Annotated in this window: 14 protein-coding genes; 5 read left to right on the forward strand and 9 right to left on the reverse strand. The window is 75.7% G+C overall.

The window, feature by feature from the left end:
• The first annotated feature begins 16 nt into the window (after positions 1-16).
• Complete coding sequence (locus Drose_RS20595; RefSeq protein WP_260722918.1) at positions 17-955, forward strand: ribose-phosphate diphosphokinase; 939 nt, start codon at positions 17-19, stop codon at positions 953-955.
• Complete coding sequence (locus tag Drose_RS20600; RefSeq protein WP_260722919.1) at positions 955-4,239, forward strand: BTAD domain-containing putative transcriptional regulator; 3,285 nt, start codon at positions 955-957, stop codon at positions 4,237-4,239. The genes Drose_RS20595 and Drose_RS20600 overlap by 1 nt, the downstream gene beginning before the upstream one ends.
• A gap of 6 nt (positions 4,240-4,245) precedes the next feature.
• Here the strand turns inward: Drose_RS20600 and Drose_RS20605 are convergent, their stop codons facing one another.
• The 6 genes from Drose_RS20605 to Drose_RS20630 all read right to left on the reverse strand — a co-directional run bounded on the left by Drose_RS20605 (position 4,246) and on the right by Drose_RS20630 (position 9,068).
• Positions 4,246-4,899 carry a hemerythrin domain-containing protein gene (locus Drose_RS20605; protein WP_260722920.1) on the reverse strand — a complete coding sequence of 218 codons (654 nt, stop codon included), beginning with the start codon at positions 4,897-4,899 and terminating at the stop codon, positions 4,246-4,248.
• A 231-nt stretch (positions 4,900-5,130) separates the two neighbouring features.
• Complete coding sequence (locus Drose_RS20610; protein WP_260722921.1) at positions 5,131-5,709, reverse strand: hypothetical protein; 579 nt, start codon at positions 5,707-5,709, stop codon at positions 5,131-5,133.
• Positions 5,710-5,771: 62 nt separating this feature from the next.
• A complete protein-coding gene (locus Drose_RS20615) occupies positions 5,772-6,128 on the reverse strand; it encodes a tetratricopeptide repeat protein (RefSeq protein ID WP_260722922.1) in 357 nt (118 codons plus the stop codon).
• 153 nt (positions 6,129-6,281) lie between these two features.
• Positions 6,282-7,112 carry an alpha/beta hydrolase gene (locus Drose_RS20620; protein ID WP_260722923.1) on the reverse strand — a complete coding sequence of 277 codons (831 nt, stop codon included), beginning with the start codon at positions 7,110-7,112 and terminating at the stop codon, positions 6,282-6,284.
• 71 nt (positions 7,113-7,183) lie between these two features.
• The gene (locus Drose_RS20625; protein WP_260722924.1) at positions 7,184-8,275 is read right to left on the reverse strand and encodes a sulfite oxidase; all 1,092 of its coding nucleotides are present in this window, start codon (positions 8,273-8,275) and stop codon (positions 7,184-7,186) included.
• 166 nt (positions 8,276-8,441) lie between these two features.
• Positions 8,442-9,068, reverse strand: coding sequence for a S8 family serine peptidase (locus tag Drose_RS20630; RefSeq protein ID WP_260722925.1), 627 nt, complete (start codon positions 9,066-9,068; stop codon positions 8,442-8,444).
• On the opposite strand from Drose_RS20630, the gene Drose_RS20635 reads away from it, so the two are divergent.
• Positions 9,052-10,518, forward strand: a complete 1,467-nt coding sequence (locus Drose_RS20635) for a CHAT domain-containing protein (RefSeq protein ID WP_260722926.1) — start codon at positions 9,052-9,054, stop codon at positions 10,516-10,518. The genes Drose_RS20630 and Drose_RS20635 overlap by 17 nt on opposite strands.
• A gap of 36 nt (positions 10,519-10,554) precedes the next feature.
• Here Drose_RS20635 and Drose_RS20640 read toward each other — a convergent pair whose 3' ends face one another.
• The gene (locus Drose_RS20640; protein ID WP_260722927.1) at positions 10,555-11,199 is read right to left on the reverse strand and encodes a TetR family transcriptional regulator; all 645 of its coding nucleotides are present in this window, start codon (positions 11,197-11,199) and stop codon (positions 10,555-10,557) included.
• Between the two features lie 60 nt (positions 11,200-11,259).
• Here Drose_RS20640 and Drose_RS20645 point away from each other — a divergent pair, with 60 nt between their 5' ends.
• On the forward strand, positions 11,260-11,754 hold the full coding sequence (locus Drose_RS20645) for a quercetin 2,3-dioxygenase (RefSeq protein WP_260722928.1): 495 nt from the start codon (positions 11,260-11,262) through the stop codon (positions 11,752-11,754).
• Between the two features lie 113 nt (positions 11,755-11,867).
• Positions 11,868-14,093, forward strand: a complete 2,226-nt coding sequence (locus tag Drose_RS20650) for a putative bifunctional diguanylate cyclase/phosphodiesterase (protein ID WP_260722929.1) — start codon at positions 11,868-11,870, stop codon at positions 14,091-14,093.
• A gap of 93 nt (positions 14,094-14,186) precedes the next feature.
• Here the strand turns inward: Drose_RS20650 and Drose_RS20655 are convergent, their stop codons facing one another.
• Both Drose_RS20655 and Drose_RS20660 read right to left on the reverse strand, forming a co-directional pair.
• Complete coding sequence (locus Drose_RS20655; RefSeq protein WP_260722930.1) at positions 14,187-15,629, reverse strand: sensor histidine kinase; 1,443 nt, start codon at positions 15,627-15,629, stop codon at positions 14,187-14,189.
• On the reverse strand, positions 15,629-16,291 hold the full coding sequence (locus Drose_RS20660) for a sensor histidine kinase (RefSeq protein ID WP_260722931.1): 663 nt from the start codon (positions 16,289-16,291) through the stop codon (positions 15,629-15,631). The genes Drose_RS20655 and Drose_RS20660 overlap by 1 nt, the downstream gene beginning before the upstream one ends.
• Positions 16,292-16,332 lie beyond the last annotated feature (41 nt).

Raw genomic sequence — 16,332 nt, forward strand, 5'->3', positions numbered from 1 at the left:
GCGAGGAGTCGTGCCCGTGCGGGACATCGCCGTGTTCAGTGGCAGCGCCCACCCCGAACTGGCCGAGGAGATCTGCGCCCAGCTTTCGGTGCCCCTCCTGCCGGTGCGGATCGACCGGTTCGCCAACGACTGCCTCGAGGTGCAGTTGCAGGCCAACTGCCGGGAACGTGACGTGTTTCTGATCCAGCCGCTCGTACCACCCGTGCAGGAGCATCTCGTCGAGCTGCTGCTGATGCTCGACGCGGCCAGGGGCGCCTCGGCGGCGCGCACGACGGTGGTGATGTCGCACTACGCGTACGCACGGTCGGACAAGAAGGACGAGCCGCGCATCTCGATCGGCGGCCGGCTCGTCGCCGACCTGCTCAGCGCGGCCGGCGCGTCGCGGGTGCTGACGCTCACGCTGCACTCGCCGCAGGTCCACGGGTTCTTCAGCGTCCCGGTCGACCACCTGCACGCGCTGCGGGAGCTGGCCGGGCACTTCCGCGGCGACGATCTCGCCAACAGCGTGGTCGTCTCGCCCGACCTCGGCAACGCGAAACCCGCCTCGGCGTTCGCGCGGATGCTGGGTGTACCGGTGGCCGCCGGCGCCAAGCAGCGCTTCAGCGACGACCGCGTCGTGATCAGCACCATCATCGGCGACGTCGAGGGCAAGGACGTCATCGTCCTCGACGACGAGATCGCGCGGGGCAGCACGGTCGTCGAGCTCATCGACCGGCTCCGCGAGCGGGGTGTGGCGAGCATCCGGGTGGCGTGCACGCACGGCCTGTTCACCGACGGCGCCCTCGACCGTCTCGCCGCGCGGCCGGACGTGCTGGAGATCGTCTGCACCAACAGCGTGCCGATCCCGAAGGAGAAGTGGGCGCCGAAACTGCGGGTACTATCGATCGCTCCGGCGATGGCCGAGGCGATGCGGCGCATCCACAACGGCGAGTCGGTCAGCTCGCTGTTCCACTGATGCTCGCAGTCGGTGCTCTGGGCCCGTTGTGGGCCACGCTGGACGGTGCCCGCCTCGATCTCGGCGGTCCCCGGCAGCGTGCCGTCCTGGCCCGCCTCGTCGCCGCGGGCGGTCACGTCGTGCCCGCCGACCGGTTCGTCGACGACCTGTGGCAGGGCGAGCCGCCGCCGAAGGCCCTGGCGGCGTTGCAGGTCTACGTGTCGAACCTCCGGCGGGTCCTCGAGCCCGGCCGCGCGCCGCGGACCCCGGCGACGGTGGTGGTGTCGGCCGCGCCCGGGTACGCGCTGCGCCTGCCCGTCGCGGCCGTCGACGCGTGGCGGTTCGCGGACCTGCTGCGCCGCGGCGGCGAGCTGGCCGCCGACGACCCGCGCGCCGCCGAGCCGCTGCTGCGCGAGGCCCTGGCGGTCTGGGCGGGGCCGGCGTTCGCCGAGTTCGCCGACGAGCCGTGGGCCGCGCCGGAGGTGGCCCGCCTCGAGGAGCTGCGCCTCGTGTGCGTGGAGACGGCGGGACAGGTGGCGCTGCGGCTGGGCGGTCAGCTCGCCGCCGCTCTCGCCGTGCCGGAGCTGGAGCGCCACGTGCAGGCCCACCCGCTCCGCGAGCAGGCGGTGCGCCTGCTCGCCACGGCCCTGTACCGGGCCGGTCGCCAGGCCGATGCCCTCGCCGCGCTGCGCCAGGCCCGGCGGCGGCTCGCCGACGAGCTCGGCGTCGACCCCGGCCCGGCGCTGCGCGCCCTCGAGGCCGACGTGCTGGCGCAGGCGCCGCACCTGGACACGGTCGCCGGCAACACCGGGACCGCACCGGCGCCGGCGGTCCCGGTGCCCGCCCCGGCCACGGCGCCCGCCGGCGTGGGCCGTGACGCCGAGCTGGCCCGCCTCCGGCAGGTGGCGGCGGCGGCCGAGCGGACCGGGCTGCGGGTCGTGTGGGTCGGCGGCGAGCCCGGCGCCGGGAAGACGACCCTGCTGCGGATGTTCGCCGCCGAGCTGCGGGGCCGGGGCTGGCGGGTCGCGTGGGGCCGCTGCCCGGAGGTCGACGGTGCGCCGCCGGCCTGGGCGTGGAGCGAAATCCTGCGGGAGCTGGCGGACCTGCCGGACCAGCCCGGTGGCGAGGCCCTGGCGCCGCTGCTGGCCGGCGAGGCGCCCGCGGGGAGCCAGTTCCAGCTCGCGCAGGCGGTCGGCGACCGGCTCGGCGGCGCCGGGCCGCTGCTCGTGGTCCTCGACGACATCCACCGGGCCGACGGCGAGACGTTGCAGGTGCTGCGCCACCTCGCCGCCGCGCTCGCCGAGCGGCCGCTGCTCGTGGTCGCGACCCACCGGCCCGGCGAGGCGCAGCCGCAGCTCGACGGCGCGCGGGCGGCCCTGGCCGGGCCCCGCTCGACCGACCTCGACCTGGGCGGGCTCGGCGCGGACGCCGCCGCCGCGCTGCTGCACGCGCACCTCGGCACCGCGCTCGACCCGCAGACGGCGGTCGTGGTGCACCGGCGCACCGGAGGAAACCCGCTGTTCCTCATCGAGACCGCCCGGCTCATCTCGGCGGAGGGGCCGAGCAGCGCCGTCGGCGCGATCCCGGCCGGCATCGGCCACGTCCTGCGGCGGCGCCTGGCCCGCCTGCCCGCTCCGGCCCAGACCGTCCTGCGGCACGCCGCCGTCGTCGGCCGCGACGTCGACATCGACGTGCTCGTCGCGGCGAGCGGCACCGACGAGGACGCCGTGCTCGACGGGCTGGAGGCCGGGGTCCTCGCCGGGCTGCTGGAGGAGCCGGCTCCCGGGCTGGTCCGGTTCACGCACGCGCTGCTGCGCGACGTGCTCTACGACGACATGCCGCTGCTGCGCCGGCGCCGGCTGCACGAGCGGGTGCTCGCCACGCTGGAGACCAGCCGGCCCGGCGACGCGGCGGCGCTCGGCCACCACGCGCTCGCCGCCGTCACGCCGGCGTCGGCCGTCCGGACCGCCGGTCACGCGGCCGCGGCCGCCCGGCAGGCCGCGGCGCTCTTCGCGCACCGTGAGGCGGCGGCGCTGTGGCAGGGCGCCCTCGACGCGCTCGCCCTGCTCCCCGAGCCGGATCCGCGGCAGCGCCTCGACCTGCTGTGCGGGCTGGTGTCCGCCCGGGCCAACGCCGGCGACGTGGCGGGCGCCCGGACCGCGCGGGGCGAGGCCGTCACGGTGGCCCGGACCCTGCCCGGCATCGCGCCGCTGCGGCGGGCGTTGTCCACGTTCGACGCCCCGGTGTCGTGGTCGATCCGCCAGGCGCGGTACGTCGACTGGCCGCTCGTCGAGCTGCTGGAGGATGCCCTGGCCGCCGATCCGGCGCCGGATCCGCTGCTGCGCTGCCGGCTGCTGGTGGCGCTGGTGTACGAGCTGGAGGGCGACGACCTCGCCCGCTGCGCCGACGCCAGCGCGGAGGCGCTGCGCATCGGCCGGGACAGCGGCGACCCGCGGCTGCTCTGCCAGGCGCTCAACGCCCGGTACTTCGCCGTGCTCAACCCCGGCCGCCGGCACGAGCTGCCCGCGGTCGGCGCGGAGCTGCTGGAGGTCGCCGAGCGGGCCGGGCTGCCGGGCTTCCAGACCCAGGCGCACCACGTGCTGTTCCAGGTGGCGCTGGAGCGCAACGACTTCGCCGCCGCCCAGGACCACATCGACCGGGCCCTGCAACTGTCGACGTCCGGGCAGCTCGACGCGACGCTGTCGGTGATGCTGATCTTCGACGCGATCCGGGCGCTGTTCGCCGGGGACTTCGCCGAGGCCGAGCGGCGCTACACCGGACTCGCCGAGCGCATCGAGCGCGCCGGGCTGCAGAACGCGACCCACGTCGGCCTGGTCGGGGTGTTCTACGTGCGGACGGCGCAGCGGCTCGCGCACACCTGCCTGCCGATGCTCGAACCGCTCACCGCGGTCGCGCCCGACGAGGCCAACGAGCTGGTGGTGCGCGCCCTCGTCGACGGCGGCCGGCTCGACGAGGCACGGGTCCGGTGGGCGCGGCGGTCCACCGGGATCCGCGAGGACTACTACTGGCTGGCCTGGACGGCGCTGCGGGCGGAGTCCGCGGTCGCGCTGGGCGACCGGCCGGAGGCGGCGGCCTGCTACGCGGCGCTGCTGCCGTGGACGGGGCAGTTCGCCGGGCTCGCCAGCGGCACGATCGCCGGTCCGCCGGTCGACCTGGTGCTCGGCCTCCTCGCGGCGTTCCTCGGCGATCCGCCGGCGGCCCGCCGGCACTTCACCGACGCCCGGGACCTCGCCGGGCGGATGGGGGCCGCGCACTGGGCCGCGCAGGCCGCCGAGCACCTGTGACCCGGGCTACCCGAAGATCACCTTCTCGCGGCGCAGGAAGCCGGGGCGGACCAGCGCCAGCATGAACCGCAGCACCGGCCCGGCCATGCGGTACAGCTCCGCAAGTTCGTCCCCGGTCGCGTACCGCTCGATCCTCGGCAGCTCGAAGCTCATCGCGGAGCCCTTGCGGACCGCGGCCTCGACGCGCTGCCACTCGGCGTGCGACACGTACCGTGTGATGACCGGGAAGACCGTGCGCTCCTCGTCGTCGATGTGCTCGTCGAGCAGGTCCCGCAGGGCCGCGAGGGTCGTGGCGAGGCGCGCGGCGGCGGCCCGGTCCCGCGGCGCGGCCGACAGGGCCCGGGCCTCGGCGCGCAGCCGGTCGAGCAGCGGGTCGAGCTGGGCGTGGTCGTCGGTGAGCTCGGTCAGGTCGACCTCGGCGCCGGCGGCGGCCTCGAGCACCGGCCACAGCACCTCGTCCTCGGCCTGATGGTGGTGGTGGATCCCGGCGCAGAGGCTGGTGAGGTACCGCTCGATGGCCCGGGCGCGGGCGGGCGAGCTGGCGGTCGTACCGTCGGCGATGCTCCGCACCAGTGCGGCGAACCGGCGGGCGTCGCCGCGCATGGAGCGGTGGTTGATGGTGATGCCGAGCAGGTTCGGACGGGTGTCCGTGGCGGTCATGGCGGTCTCCTCCGGTCGTTCGTGCCACTGTCCAGAGGACGGCACCGCGCTTACCGGCCACTTAACGTGCGCTTGGTGAACGCCACCCGCCGGGGCGCTGGTCGGCATCTCGCCGCTCAGCGCCGACCGCGGCGCGGCAGCGCTCCCCGTGACGCTGCGACCCGCCCCGTAGGCGGCGGGGGCGTGCCGCCCGTGGCCGTCGCGCCGGTCGCCGAACCTCCGACAGCCCGCTCAGTCGTCGGGCAGGTGACCGCCGACGCCGATCAGGAACGCCAGCAGCGCGCAGAACCCGGCCACGACGAGCGCGAACGTCGTGAACCGGCCGACCGGCTCGGCGACCGTGACGGTGAACCAGCCGCGCGGGTCGACCCGGACCGGCAGCCGCTCGCCGACCTTCGGCTCGCCGTCGAGGAACCGCACCCCGCCGAGCTCCTTGCCGGTCGCCGGGTCGCTGACGTGGAAGACGGGCGACTCGCCGTTGCTGATCTCGGTGACCACGGCGTCGACGGGCCGTCCCTCGACGGCCATGTAGACCGGCAGTACCACCAACGCCGCGAGCCAGGCCGTGAACGTCAGCACCAGGAACATCACGACCCTGGACGAGGCGGTGTGCTCGGGTGCGCCGGCCCGGTGGACCAGGTAGCCCGGGACGGCCGCGGCCAGGGACAGCACCGAGCCGGCGAGCAGCCAGATGAAGCCCGGCCGGCCGGCGAGCAGCCCGGTGACCGCGACGAGCACCGCGGTGAGGACGAACGCGGCCGCCGTGCGCCAGATCCCGGTCCACAGGGCGCGCCACGGATAGTGCCTCACGACGGTCACCGTAGGCGATCACAGACGCCCGCGCTGCCCCCTGTCGCGGCGGCGGCAGGGGCTCAGACCTTGCCGGCCACCCGCGTCACCGCGTCGGCGTAGTCGGGCACGTCCGCCATCGCCGCGGCCAGGCGCAGGAACGGCAGCGCCTCCCGGCCGCGGTTCTGCCGCTCCAGGGTGCGGCCGAGCAGATGGTGCGCGTAGTGATCGGTCGGGTCCCGGTCGACCAGGGCGCGCAGGTGGGTCTCGGCCCGGTGGAGCTGCGCGGACGCGAAGCAGGCGCGGGCCAGCCACAGCCGCACCTCGGCGTTGCCCGGCTCCTCGTCGAGGACGGTGGCGAGGATCTTCGCCGCCTCGATCGGGTCACCGGCGTCGAAGTAGAGGACACCCCTCCGGTACTCGGCGATCAAGTCGTTCACGTCGCTCATGGGAGCTTGCAACGCGCACGCGTATCACGATGTTCCCGAGCCAGCGCCGGTCGCGCGTCGATCTTGCAGTTGTGGTGCCTGACAAGCCGGGCATTCAGGGAGTGTCCCGGCACCACAACTGCAAGATCGACAAGGTGGGCGGCGCTAGTGGGCGTTGAGCCAGCCGACGAGGTCGTCGAGGACCCGCTCCCGCTCCGGCTCGTTGTAGACCTCGTGGTGCAGGCCCTCGTACACGTGCAGGGTCAGGTCGGCGGAGCCGGCCCGGGCGGCGATCAGCCGGCTGCTCTCGGCGTCGACGAGGCGGTCCTCGGCGCCGTGCAGCACGAGGGTCGGCAGCGTCAGCTCGGGCAGGCGGCGCTGGAAGAGCGCCATCTGGGTGAGCATCGCGCCGCCGAGCCCGGCCGGGATCTTGCCGTGGTGCACGAGCGGGTCGGCGTCGTAGCGGGCCACGACGTCGGGGTCCTTCGAGATGTACCGCGAGGGCAGCGACTGCACCGGCGCGCCCGGCGCGATCCGGCCCAGCATCTTCGCCACCGCGATCGCCGGCTTCGGGATGCCCTTGCCGGGCAGGACCGGGGTGCCGGACAGGACCAGTCCGCGCAGCCGGTCCTGGTGGTCGAGCGCGTAGGCCAGCGCGATCATCGCGCCCATGCTGTGACCGATGAGGAACGGCGCCCGGCCCGGGTGGCGGCGGGCCACCTCACCGAAGAGCACGTCGAGGTCGGCGGTGTACTCGGCGATCCGCCGGGCGAGCAGCCGCTGGCCCGACGAGCGGCCGTGGCCGCGGTGGTCGGGGGCGTAGACGACCAGGCCGAGCCCGCCGAGGCGGGCCACGACGTGGTCGTACCGGCGGGCGTGCTCCCCCATGCCGTGCGAGAGGACGACGGCGCCGGCCGGCTCGCCGCCGGGGGTCCACACGTCGTAGACGATGGTCGCGCCGCCGCCCCCGGTCAGCTTGAACTCGTCGCGCTGCATGGCAGCATCGTGCGGTGCGCCGGCCGCAACACGCAAGCATCCGGCGTCGCCGCCGCGCTCGGCGACGCCGGTCATCCACCACCCGAACGGCCGTCGCCGTTGTCGACGCAGGTGACCCGGACCGTGCTCCATGCCGTGTTCATGTAGCCCGACGGGTTCCAGACGTGCTCGACGCGCTCGGGTTGCACGGCGGCGCCGTCGTCCCAGGCGCGGGCGGTGATCTCCGCCGGCCCGGGAGGAAGGCGTACGGTCAGCCGCCACCGCCGCCAGGCCCAGGGCCCGGCGGGCTCGCCGAGGTCCGCCTGCCGCCAGTGCCGGCCGCCGTCGACCGACACGTCCACGCGGGCGACCTCCCGGCCGTCACCGGCGGCGGCGTAACCGCTGACCCGCACCGGCCCGGCGGGCAGCACGCGGCCCTCCTGCGGGCACAGGACGGCGGCGTTGAGTGCCGCGACGCCGAGGGAGAGGCCGTGTCCCCGCGCGGCCTCGGCCGGGTCCGCGTCGGCGGGCAGCAGCCGGTAGTCCCCGGCCTGGAACCGGTTGTCCGACGGCCGCTCCCGCGCGGTGACCCGCCGGAGCCACTTGACGCTGCGGGCGCCGATGTAGCCCGGGACGACGACCCGCAGCGGACCGCCGTGGACCGGCGGGAGCGGCGCGCCGTTCATGCCCCAGGCGAGCAGGACCTCCCGGGCGGTGGCCTTGGCGACGGGGATCGACCCGCCGAACGCCTCGGCGCCGAGGAACGCGACGTGCCGCGCCTGCGGTCGCGGCCCGGCAGCGGCGAGCACGTCGGCGAGCGGGGCGCCGGTCCACTCGGCGGTGGAGATCGCGCACGGCCCCCACGGCACCTGTCCCGGGACGTCGCGTGCGGCGGCCAGCTCGGCCCGGCGGTTGCCCGCGCACTGGAGGGTCGCGACGACGGTACGCGCGGCGAACCGCTCCCGCAGCTCGTCGAGCGACAGCCGCAGCGGCCGCTCGACGAGCCCGTCCACGTCGAGCCGGAAGGTGTCCGGGTCGAGCCGCTGGACGTCCGCGTGGTTGCGGCTGAAGAAGGTGTCGACGGGCGTGACGTCGTGCCGGTCGAGGGCGTGCGGGACGGGCTCCGCGTTGAACGGACGTTCCTCGTGCACCACGGTGTCGTCCCGTTTGCCCCACAACCCCACGCCACCAGCCTATGACGCGCCGGCGCGGGGCGTGGGCGGGCACCGGCGGCTCACCCGCGGTCACGCGCTCCGGGCCGGTCGACTTCACAGATCATGGGAAGGATGTGGTTGCCCCGACCGCCAGATCCTTCCCATGATCATGACGTCGACCAGGACGGCACCGTCGTCAGCGGCTGACCCAGGCCCCCGGCCAGGTGCTGTCCCTGGCCCAGACGATGCCCGGGCCCCCGGCGCCGGGGATCGGCGTCGCCCGACGCCGGAGCCCGTCGAGCGCGCGGGCCGCCGGGAGGCCGGGGTCGGCCAGCAGCATCCGGGCGAGCACACCGGTCACGGTGGCGGCGGCGAACGAGGTACCGCTCCAGGTGGCCCACCCATGGCGCTGCCCGGCGGCGGCCGGCACCGGCCGCGGTCCGACGACGCCGACACCGGGCGCGTAGAGGTCGATGCCGGGCCCGGTGTTGCCGAACGACGCCCGTGGCGGCAGCGGTGCGGCCGGGCCCGGGACGATCGATTCGTCGATCGCGCCGACGGGGACGACCCAGCCGGCGAACTCCGGCCGCAGCGCGAACGCCGCCGGGTAGGCCGGACCCTCCGCCGACCAGCGGTTACCGGCCGGCGGGACACCCGACGGGTCGGTCCTGCGGGCCGGGCGCCGCTGTGCCGCCGCGCTCGCCGCGGCCGGCTGGGTCGTCGAGGCGCTGGACGCCCGGCTCGTCGTCGCCCGTACCGCCGTCGAGCTGGGCCGGCCGGCGGTGGCGCGGCGGGAGCTCGCGGCGGTGCGCCGGGACGGCACGGCGGAGCTGCGGGCCCGCGCCCACCACGCGGAGGCGCTGCTGCGGATGGCCGAGGGCGACCGGGCCGGCGCCGAGCGGGCGCTGCGGGCGGGGCTGCGGGTGCTCGACGCGTTCCGGGCCAGCCTCGGCGCCACCGAGCTGCGGGTGCACGCGGCCGGCCACGGCGGTGAGCTCGCCCGGCTCGGGGTCCGCCTGGCGATGGAGCGCGGCGACGCGCGGGCCGTGCTCACCTGGGCGGAGCGGTTCCGCGCCCGGGCCGTCGTGCCGCACCCGGCCCGCCCGGCGGGTGATCCCGCCATGGCGCGGGACCTGGCCGAGCTGCGGCAGGTCGTGGCGGCCCAGGCCGAGGCGGTCGCCGCGGGCGCGGACCCGGCGGACCTGCGCCGCCGGCAGGCGGTGCTGGAGGAGTCGGTACGGCGTGGCGCCCGCCGGACCGGTGGCACGCGCCGGACCGGCGGCCCCGGCCCGGTGCCGCCGGCCGAGCTGGGCCGGGCGCTCGGGCCGGCGGCGCTGGTGGAGTACCTGGCGGTCGACGGCGCGCTGCACGCCGTCGTGGTGGCCGCCGGCCGGGTCCGGCTGCACCGGCTGGGCACGGTCGCCGAGGCCGAGGACCACGTCGCCGCCCTGCGGCACGGGCTGCGCCGGATGGCGTACGGCACCCGGTCCGTCGCGGCCGCCGGCGACCTGGTCGCGGCCAAGGCCGGGCGGCTCGACGCGCTGCTGCTGCGGCCGCTGCGCCTCGACGGCCCGCTGCTGGTCGTCCCGACGGGCGCGCTGCACGCGCTGCCCTGGGCGGCGCTGCCGTCCCTCGCCGAACGGCCCGTGTGCGTGGCGCCGTCGGCCGCGCTGTGGCACCGCGCCGCCGTGACGGCCCCGCCGGCCCGGGCCGGGGCCGCGGTGTTCGTCGCCGGACCGGGGCTGCCGCACGCCACCGCCGAGGTCGCCGCCCTCGCACGGCGGTCCCCGGGGGCGCGGCAGCTCACCGGCCGGCGGGCCACCGCGGAGGCGGTGCTCGGCGCCCTCGACGGCGCGGACCTCGCGCACATCGCGGCGCACGGGCAGTTCCGGTCGGACAACCCGCTCTTCTCGGCGCTGCGGCTGGTCGACGGCCCGTTGACCGTCTACGACCTGGAGCGCCTCGCCCGGCCGCCCCGGCGGGTGGTGCTGTCGGCCTGCGAGTCGGGGCTGTCCGCCGTACACCCCGGGGACGAGCTGCTCGGCCTGACCGCGGCCCTGCTCGGGCTGGGTGCCACGAGCCTGGTCGCGTCGGTGGTGCCGGTCCCGGACGCGGCGACCCGCCCGCTCATGCTGCGGTTGTACCGCCATCTGCGCTCGGGCGCCGGGTCCGCGGCGGCGCTCGCGCGGGCACGGCGGGACCTGGCGGGCGCCGGCCCGGCGGCCCGGGTGGCGGCGGCGGGCTTCGCCTGTTTCGGCGCCGGCTTCGCCTGAGCGCGGCGGGCTGGGCCTGAGCGCGGCGGGCCGCCGTCAGCCGGGCGCCTGGAGCACCGCCTCCCGCAGGGCCGCGGCGAGCCAGTCCCGGTAGCGTTCCTCGGGCCACCCGCTGTCGAGCACGAGCGCGGCGTAATGCGCCGGGTCGTTGAGCAGCCACACGAGGTCGACCGCCCGCGGCTCGTCGGGCAGCGGGGTCAGCTCGGCGGCCCGCCGCACGACCATCGCGGCGCCCACCCTGCGGTTGGCGCAGAGCGTCCGCCACAGCTCGGCGATGTCCTCGGCGTCGTCGGCCGCACGGCGCGTGGTCTCGAACAACCGCGCGGCCCGCCGGGCGATGACGAGGCACACGTCGGCGTACGCGACGAGGAGCGCTCCCGCCGTCGCAGCCTGCCAGACGGGGGCGAACCAGGGCCGCTCTGCCACCGGGACCGGCTCGTCGTCGCCGGCGAGCGCCTGGTCGAGCACCTGGCGCAGCAGCGCGGGCTTCGAGCCGAACGCCGCGAACACCGTCGGCCGGGCCACGCCCGCGGCGACGGCGACGTCGGCGAGGGACGTCGCGGCGTAGCCCTTCACGACGAACAGCTCGGCGGCGGCCGCGACGACGGCACGCCGGGTGCGCCGCGCGCTCTCCGCACGGACCGCGGAACGGTACTGGCGCTTTCCCTTGACTTCACCCATCGGTCCGCCATACTAGCGACATATTCAGTAGACAGCAGTATGTTGAATCTGGGAGCGGTCATGGAGACGACGACAACGGCGTACGTCCGCCGGGACGGCGACGGCGAGGCCCTGTGGTTCCTCGGCAGCCTGGTGACCGTCAAGGCGGCCGCCGCGCAGACCGGTGGCCGGCTGACCGTGGTGGAGTTCGTCAACCCGCCGGGCTTCGCGCCGCCGGTGCACCGGCACGTCGACGAGGACGAGATGTTCTACGTGCTGTCCGGCTCGGCGCGCTACCGGTGCGGCGACGACACCTTCGAGGCCGGCCCGGGCGACTTCGTGCTCCTGCCGTCGGGCGTGCCGCACACGTTCCTGGTCGGTGCCGGCGAGCCGCTGCGCACGCTCCAGCTCACCACCCCGGCGGGCTTCGAGCACTTCGCCGCCGAGGCGGGCACCCCGGCCCCGGAACGCCGCCTGCCCGACCCGGGCCCCGTCGATCCGGCGGCGCTCGCGGAGATCGCCGCCCGCCACGCCATCGAACTGCTCGGCCCGCCCCCGTCGGAGATCCCGCTCTGACGACCCGGCCGGAACCGCGGCCGCCCCCGGGGGACCCCGGTTGCACCACAGCGGCAACCCCGGCGCGGCGCGGTTCGGCTCAGGAACGGCGGGACCGCACCGATCATCGGGCCATGTCGGAGATGGCGCTGGAACGGCACGAGGGGGACTACCGCGCCCGCCAGGTCAGGCTGGCCACCGGGATCGGCATCGGTGTGATCCTCATCGGCGCGCTGCGGGTCTGGTACGACTGGCACCGCGGCCCGTGGCTCGTCGGGCTCCTGGTCGCCGCCGCGGCCGTCCAGGGCACGCTCGCCGCGCTGCCCTGGCGCCGGATCGTCGACCGGCCGTGGACCAACTGGCTGTTCATCGCCTGTTGGCTGGCCAACATCGCACTGCTGCTGGGGTTCGCCGCCTACGACACGGCCGCCCTGGCGATCTACCCGGTCGGGGTCACGCTCGTGCTCGCCTCGACCGCCGCCGTGGCCTCCGGCCGGGCCGTCGCCGGCATCGGCGCGGTCTCGCTCGCCGGATACCTCTGGCTGGCCACCAGCCGCGACCATCCGGTCGACACCACCCTCGCGGCGCTCACGGCCGCGCTCATGATCGGGGCCACCTGGTTCGGCGCCCGCACCGCGAGCGACCGCCGGCGGCTGGACGCGGCCCGGCGCCTGGCCGAGCACAAGGTCGAGGCCCTGCTGGAGAACTCCTCCGACGCCGTCATCGCGGTCGTCCCCGACGGCGGGGTCACGTACGTGAGCCCGTCGGTGCGCACCGTCCTCGGGTACGACCCGCACCACGTCACCAGCGACGTGCTGGCCGACATCACCCACCCGGACTACCTGCCGACCGTCATGGAGTGGTGGGCGGCGGTCTGTGCCGCCGCGCCCGGCGTGACCGAGCGGGCCGAGTCCCGCATCCGCCGCGGCGACGGCAGGTGGATCCACGCCGAGGTCACCGGCACCAACCTCCAGCACGACCCGGCGCTGCGCGCGGCCGTGCTGAGCATCCGCGACATCACCGCACGCAAGGAGCTCGAGGAGGAGCTGACCCGGCAGGCGTTCGCCGACTCGCTCACCGGCATGCCGAACCGGGCGCTGTTCCGCGACCGGCTCGAGCACGCCATCGCCCGCAACCGGCGCGGCGGCAGGCGGGTGACCCTCCTGCTGGTCGACCTCGACGACTTCAAGCTCGTCAACGACAGCCTCGGGCACAACGCCGGCGACCAGCTCATCGCGACCACCGCGCTGCGGCTGCACCAGCAGCTCCGCGCGTCGGACACGCTCGCGCGGCTCGGCGGTGACGAGTTCGCGGTCCTCGTCGAGGACGTCGGCGAGATCGAGGCGATGGACCTCGCGGAGCGGCTGCTCGCCGCGATCCGCCGGCCGCTGCGGCTGGGCAACCGCGACGTCGTCACCTCGGCGAGCATCGGCGTGGCCACCGCGAAGGCCGGCGACGGCGACGGCGGGCCGGACCCGGGCGAGCTGCTGCGCAACGCCGACCTGGCGATGTACGCCGCGAAGGGCGACGGGCGCGACCGGTGCGCGCTGTTCGACCCCGGCATGTACGCCGACATCCTGCGGGAGGCGGAGGAGCGCGCGGAACTGGAGCGGGCCCTGGCCCTCGAGGAGTTCGTCGTGCACTACCAGCCGATCGTCGACCTGCCGACCAGCCGGCTCATCGGCGTCGAGGCGCTGGTGCGCTGGGAGCACCCGGTGCGCGGGATGCTCGGGCCGGGCACGTTCATCCCGCTGGCCGAGTCGACCGGCCTCATCGTGCCGCTCGGGCGGTGGGTGCTGCGCCAGGCGTGCACGCAGCTCGCCACCTGGTGCACCCAGTTCGAGTCGGCGTCCGGCATCCGGGTCAACGTCAACCTGTCGGCGCGGCAGTTCCAGTACCAGGACCTCGTCGTGGAGGTCGCCGGCATCCTGCGGGAGACCGGCGTGGACCCGCACCAGATCGTCCTGGAGATCACCGAGTCGCTGCTGATGCAGGACACCGAGTCGACCATCGACACCCTCGGCCGGCTCAAGGCGCTCGGCGTCCGGCTCGCCATCGACGATTTCGGCACCGGATACTCGTCGCTGTCGTACCTCAAGCGCTTCCCCGTCGACATCCTGAAGATCGACCGCTCGTTCGTGGACGGCATCGACACGGCCGGCGGCGACGCGACCCTCGCCGAGGCCGTGGTCCAGCTCGGCCGGGCGCTGCAACTGCAGACGGTGGCGGAGGGCATCGAGACCCCCGAGCAGTGGTCGACGTTGCAGGACCTGGGCTGCGAGTACGGCCAGGGGTACCTGTTCGCCAGACCGGGCGCCGCCTCGGAGATCTCGTCGATCCTCGGCACCCCCCAACCCTGACCCCTCAACCCCCTCTCCGGTGCGTTGATCATGCAGTTGTGGTGCCGGGACACTCCCTGAATGCCCGGTTTGTTAGGCACCACAACTGCATGATCAACGCACCGCCGGAGACGTTATGGTTGCCAAATGCGGGTCCCGCACGGGACGCTGCGGTCGTTCCCAGCCGCCGCCGGGCAGCACCGGCTGCGGCAGGAAGACGCGGAACCGGGTGCCGCCGCCGGGGTTGTCCTCCACGGCGATCGACCCGCCGTGACGCTCGACGATCCGCCGGCAGATCGACAGCCCCAGCCCGGTGCCGCCGTAGTCCATCGGCCGCACCCGGTGGAACGACTCGAACACCCGTGACTTCTCGGCGTCGGGGATGCCGATGCCGCGGTCGGCGACCTCGAGCAGCACCCCGGCGCCGTCGCCGGTCGCGGTGATCTCCACGTGCGGGATCCGGCCGGCCCGCGTGTACTTGACCGCGTTGCCCACCAGGTTGTCGACGACCAGCCGCAGCAGGCCCGGGTCCGCCTCGACCACGGGCAGCGGCCCGACGGCGATCGATGGCACGGGCGGACGGCCGCCCGAGGCCGCCGCGGACAGGCTCGCGAGCGGTGGGGCGGCCGTGTGCTCGGCGACCACCGCCTCGACGACCGCACGCAGGTCGACCTCGGTGGGGTTCAGCGGCGCGTCCCGCGCGGTGGCGTAGGCGAGCAGGTCGTCGATGATGGTCCGCATCCGGGTGGCGCCCTGGCGGACCCGCTGGACGGCGGCCGCGGCGGTGTCCAGCCGGGGCGGGTCGGCGGCGATCGCCTCGGCGGCCACCGCCGCGAAGCCGTGCACCGCGGTGAGCGGGCTCTTCAGGTCGTGCGCGACGACCGCCGCGAACTGCGCCAGCTCCGACTCGTAGCGGCGCAGCTCGGTGATGTCGTGCAGCACCGCGACGGCGCCGCGCGGGCCGCCGCCGGAGCGGTCCAGCGGCCGGGCGCTCACGCTGACGAGGATCCCGTCGGGATGGGCGGCGTTGCGGATCACCATCTCGACCCCGTCGGCGGCGACGCCGTTCAGGGCCCGCACCATCGGCAGCTCCCCGGCGGGAAACGGGGTGATCCGGTCGGGCAGGTAGGCGCCGTAGTGCGCGGGCCAGTCCTCGAGATGGTCGGCGTCGTCGGCGGTGCCGAGCAGTTGCCGGGCCGCCGGGTTGTGCAGCAGGATCCGGCCGTCACCGCCGACCACGGTCACGCCCTCGCCGAGGCTGGACAGGATCGCCTGCTGCAGCGCCGACTGGTCGCGCGCCGCGCGCTCGGCGGCGCGCAGCTCCCGGGTCGCCTCCTCGACGAGCGCCATGGCCTTCGCGCGGCGGGTCGACAGCAGGTACACCAGGGCGGTCAGCAGCAGGCTCAGCAGGACGCCGGTCGCCGCGACGAGCAGCAGCCGGTCGGTGTAGCCCCCGGGAAGGTCCCACGGGTCGGCGGCGACGGCCAGGCCGGCGCCGCGGTGCGGCGCGATCGGATGCGCGGTGGCGAGGGTGAGGAAGCCGCACCCGCTGCGCATCACGCGACCCGGCGCACGCGGGGACGGTCGACGACCCGCAGCCGCGCGCCGGGGCGGGCGAGGTGCGGGAGGGCGACGCGGATCGCGGTGTCGCCGACGGTCACGGCGCCGCCGTGCTGCTCGGCCACGGCCCGTACCACCGCGAGGCCCAGCCCTGCCGGATCCTCCGCGGTCGCCGGTGCGGCCGTCCCGGACACGGTGATCCGCACGCCCGGGTCGTCCGGTGCGGCCGTCAGGACCAGCTCGGCCTGTCCGGCGAAGGCGCCCGCGGCGTGGTTGAGCAGCGCCGCGAGCAGGTGGTCGAGCTGGCGCGGGTCGGCCTGGACCACACAGGGCCGGTCCGCGCGGGCGGTGCGCCACACCGGCTCCCCGGGGCGCGCGTGGGCGGTGTGCGTGCGGACGGCGCGCTCACAGGCCCGGGCGACGTCGAGGTCCTCCACCACAAGGCCGTACATCCCCGCGTCGACGCTGGCGAGCAGCAGCAGGTCGTCGATGAGGCTGTCGAGGCGGTGCACGCACGAGTTGAGCATGGTGAGCATGTGCCGCTGCCGGTCGGTGAGCGGCCCGGCCCGCTCGGCGGCGAGCAGGTCGCTGTAACCGCGGATTCCGGTGAGCGGGGTGCGCAGCTCGTGCGAGATGAGTTGCAGGAACTGTGCCTGCACCGAACTCACCTCCCTTATGTCTGGTTCAATCATACTTGAGC

This window comes from Dactylosporangium roseum (assembly GCF_025264685.1).
GTDB classification, from domain to species: domain Bacteria; phylum Actinomycetota; class Actinomycetes; order Mycobacteriales; family Micromonosporaceae; genus Dactylosporangium; species Dactylosporangium roseum.

What these genes read in the sequence shown, in the direction of transcription:
- Drose_RS20600 (WP_260722919.1), top strand. Translation starts at nt 955, where the DNA reads ATGCTCGCAGTCGGTGCTCTGGGCCCGTTGTGGGCCACGCTGGACGGT.
- Drose_RS20605 (WP_260722920.1), bottom strand. Translation starts at nt 4,899, where the DNA reads ATGACCGCCACGGACACCCGTCCGAACCTGCTCGGCATCACCATCAAC.
- Drose_RS20620 (WP_260722923.1), bottom strand. Translation starts at nt 7,112, where the DNA reads ATGCAGCGCGACGAGTTCAAGCTGACCGGGGGCGGCGGCGCGACCATC.
- Drose_RS20640 (WP_260722927.1), bottom strand. Translation starts at nt 11,199, where the DNA reads ATGGGTGAAGTCAAGGGAAAGCGCCAGTACCGTTCCGCGGTCCGTGCG.
- Drose_RS20645 (WP_260722928.1), top strand. Translation starts at nt 11,260, where the DNA reads ATGGAGACGACGACAACGGCGTACGTCCGCCGGGACGGCGACGGCGAG.
- Drose_RS20650 (WP_260722929.1), top strand. Translation starts at nt 11,868, where the DNA reads ATGTCGGAGATGGCGCTGGAACGGCACGAGGGGGACTACCGCGCCCGC.
- Drose_RS20655 (WP_260722930.1), bottom strand. Translation starts at nt 15,629, where the DNA reads ATGCGCAGCGGGTGCGGCTTCCTCACCCTCGCCACCGCGCATCCGATC.